Raw genomic sequence first — 2,884 nt, forward strand, 5'->3', positions numbered from 1 at the left:
GGACCGGCGTGGTGCGGTAACCGACCACCGCTACCCCGAGGGTCTCCAGGCGCTCCAGCGTCGCGCCCACGTCGAGGATCGACTTGACCCCGGCGCAGACCACGGCGATCGGGGTCTGCGCCAGGGTGACCAGGTCCGCCGACTCGTCGAAGGTGTGCGCGGCCTCCCGGTGCACCCCACCCAGCCCGCCGGTGGCGAACACGCCGATGCCGGCGGCGGCGGCCACCGCGCTGGTCGCGGCCACCGTTGTCGCGCCGTCAGCACCGGTCGCGGCGGCCACCGCGAGGTCGCGGACGGAGAGCTTGGTCACGCCGTCGACAGTGGCCAGCCGGGTCAGCTGCGCGTCGTCCAGGCCGACCACCAGCTCGCCGGCGATCATCCCGATCGTGGCCGGAACGGCCCCGGCGTCCCGAACGGTCTGCTCGATCTCCCGGGCCACCCGCAGATTCTCCGGCCGGGGCAGGCCGTGCGAGACGATGGTGCTCTCCAGGGCGACGACGGGCCGGCCGTCGCGCAGGGCTTCGGCGACGGGGGTGCCGTAGCTGATGCGAAAGTCAGTCACACGGGCACCGTACGGGGTGGTGCCTCGACCGGCCTCAAGTGGACCCGGCCGTGATGACCTGCCAAACTTGACGGTCGGAGGTGCAGACGTGAGCACAGAGGTTCTCGAGCGTCCAGAGCTGAAGGACGCCGACACCGGTCCCGAGATGTTCCACTACGTCCGCAAGGAGAAGATCGCCGAGAGCGCCGTCATGGGCACTTTCGTCGTCGCTCTGTGCGGCGAGACCTTCCCGGTCACCAAGGCGGCCAAGCCCGGTTCCCCGGTCTGCCCGAAGTGCAAGGAGATCTACGACTCGTACCGCGAGTGAACCTCGGCCGGCGCTCCGGCCGGCGACGTAGCCTGCGGCGGTGACCACCTCCACCGCCCTGCTCGTCGCCGACCTGACCGGGGTGGCGGTGTTCGCCGCCTCCGGGGCCTCGGCGGCGGTGGCCAAGCGACTGGACCTGTTCGGCATCGCGTTCGTCGGCTTCGTGGCCGCCCTCGGCGGTGGAATCCTGCGGGACCTGGTCATCGACGAGGTGCCACCGCTGGCCTTCGCCGACTGGCGGTACGCGGCCACCGCCGCGATCACCGCGCTCGCCGTCTTCTGGCTGCACCCCCAGCTGACCCGACTGCGGACGACAGTGCTGGTGCTGGACGCGGCCGGTCTGGCGCTGTTCACCGTCACCGGCACGCTCAAGGCGCTCGACGCCCGGGTGCCGGCGGTCGGAGCCTGCCTGATCGGCATGCTCGCCGCTATCGGCGGCGGGCTCGGCCGGGACCTGCTCACCGCCGAGATCCCGGTCGTGCTGCGCCGCGAGATCTACGCGCTGGCCGCGCTGGCCGGCGCGATCCTGGTGGTGCTGCTGTACGCCACCGGGCAGACCGGACCCGCACCGCTCACCGCCGCCGCCGTCCTGGTCTTCGGGCTGCGCCTGATCGCGCTGCGTCGACGCTGGTCCGCGCCGGTGGCCCGGCTGCGCCCGCCGCGCGCCGACGGGGCGGATCCGCGCACCGACCGGGAGTGGTGAGGCGGTCGAGAGATGTGACCAGCGTGGCGTCGCCTGGGCCGCACCGCCCGCGCTGGTTATGCTGAGTCGGCCTTCGCGGCAGCTTCTGCGCGGAGGCGTTTTCATGGGCGGCGGATACTCGTGGCCCTCGCCCGGGGTCCGCCGTCGTGCGGTCGGAGAGGAGCTTCGCGTGGCAGCCCGGACGCCGGTGCTTGAGACGTTCCCGGCACTTCGCGCCTGGCAGCGCAAGGCCCTGGTGGAGTACCTGCGGCGGCGCAGCGAGGATTTCACGGCGGTCGCCACGCCGGGCGCCGGCAAGACCACCTTCGCCCTGCGGATCGCTGCGGAACTGCTCGGCGACGGCACCGTCGAGGCGGTCACCGTGGTCGCGCCCACCGAGCACCTGAAGAACCAGTGGTCCGAAGCCGCGGCGCGGGTGGGCATCCAGCTCGACGCCGCCTTCCGTAACGCCGACCTGCACTCCGCCGCCGACTTCCACGGCGCGGTGGTCACCTACGCCCAGGTGGGCATGGCGCCGCAGGTGCACCGGCGGCGCACCATGACCCGGCGCACCCTGGTCATCCTCGACGAGATCCACCACGCCGGCGACTCCCGGTCCTGGGGCGACGGGGTGAAGGCCGCCTTCGAACCCGCCGTACGCCGGTTGATGCTCACCGGGACGCCGTTCCGCTCCGACGACAACCCGATCCCGTTCGTCAGCTACGAGCGGGGCGGGGACGGGCTCCTGCGTTCCCGCGCCGACTCGGTGTACGGCTACTCCGACGCCCTGCGCGACGGCGTGGTCCGGCCGGTGCTCTTCCTGGCGTACTCCGGGGAGACCCGCTGGCGTACCAACGCGGGGGAGGAACTGGCGGCGCGCCTGGGTGAGCCGATGACCCAGGACCTGGTGGCGCAGGCGTGGCGTACCGCCCTGGACCCGGCCGGTGACTGGATGCCGCAGGTGCTGCGGGCCGCCGACGCCCGACTCACCGTGCTGCGCAACGCCGGCATGGCCGACGCCGGTGGTCTGATCATCGCCACCGACCAGCAGACCGCCCGCTCGTACGCCAAGCTGATCGAGCAGGTGACCGGCGAGAAGGCCGCCGTGGTGCTCTCCGACGACCAGGGCGCGTCCGCCCGGATCGCGACGTTCGCGGCGTCCGAGCAGCGCTGGCTGGTCGCGGTGCGGATGGTGTCCGAAGGGGTCGACATCCCGCGACTGGCGGTCGGGGTCTACGCCACGAGCGCCAGTACGCCGCTCTACTTCGCCCAGGCGATCGGCCGGTTCGTGCGGGCCCGTCGGCCGGGGGAGACCGCGTCGGTCTTCCTGCCC

General features: G+C 72.7%; 4 protein-coding genes. 3 read left to right on the forward strand and 1 reads right to left on the reverse strand.

All coding sequences use genetic code 11. The features are described 5' to 3' along the window. Positions 1 to 562 (reverse strand): pseudouridine-5'-phosphate glycosidase (locus KBX53_RS28145; RefSeq protein ID WP_210862572.1); only part of this gene is annotated, 562 nt, incomplete at its 3' end. 88 nt (positions 563 to 650) lie between these two features. Here KBX53_RS28145 and KBX53_RS28150 point away from each other — a divergent pair. From KBX53_RS28150 to KBX53_RS28160, 3 genes are all read left to right on the forward strand, one after another. Beyond that, a complete protein-coding gene (locus KBX53_RS28150; protein ID WP_007456912.1) occupies positions 651 to 869 on the forward strand; it encodes a DUF3039 domain-containing protein in 219 nt (72 codons plus the stop codon). 40 nt (positions 870 to 909) lie between these two features. Next, positions 910 to 1,572, forward strand: coding sequence for a trimeric intracellular cation channel family protein (locus KBX53_RS28155; protein ID WP_030337428.1), 663 nt, complete (start codon positions 910 to 912; stop codon positions 1,570 to 1,572). A 169-nt stretch (positions 1,573 to 1,741) separates the two neighbouring features. Next, a partial coding sequence (locus tag KBX53_RS28160) for a DEAD/DEAH box helicase (protein ID WP_210862574.1) occupies positions 1,742 to 2,884 on the forward strand: 1,143 nt, incomplete at its 3' end.

It is taken from the genome of Micromonospora sp. M51, assembly GCF_018070305.1.
GTDB lineage: Bacteria > Actinomycetota > Actinomycetes > Mycobacteriales > Micromonosporaceae > Micromonospora > Micromonospora parva.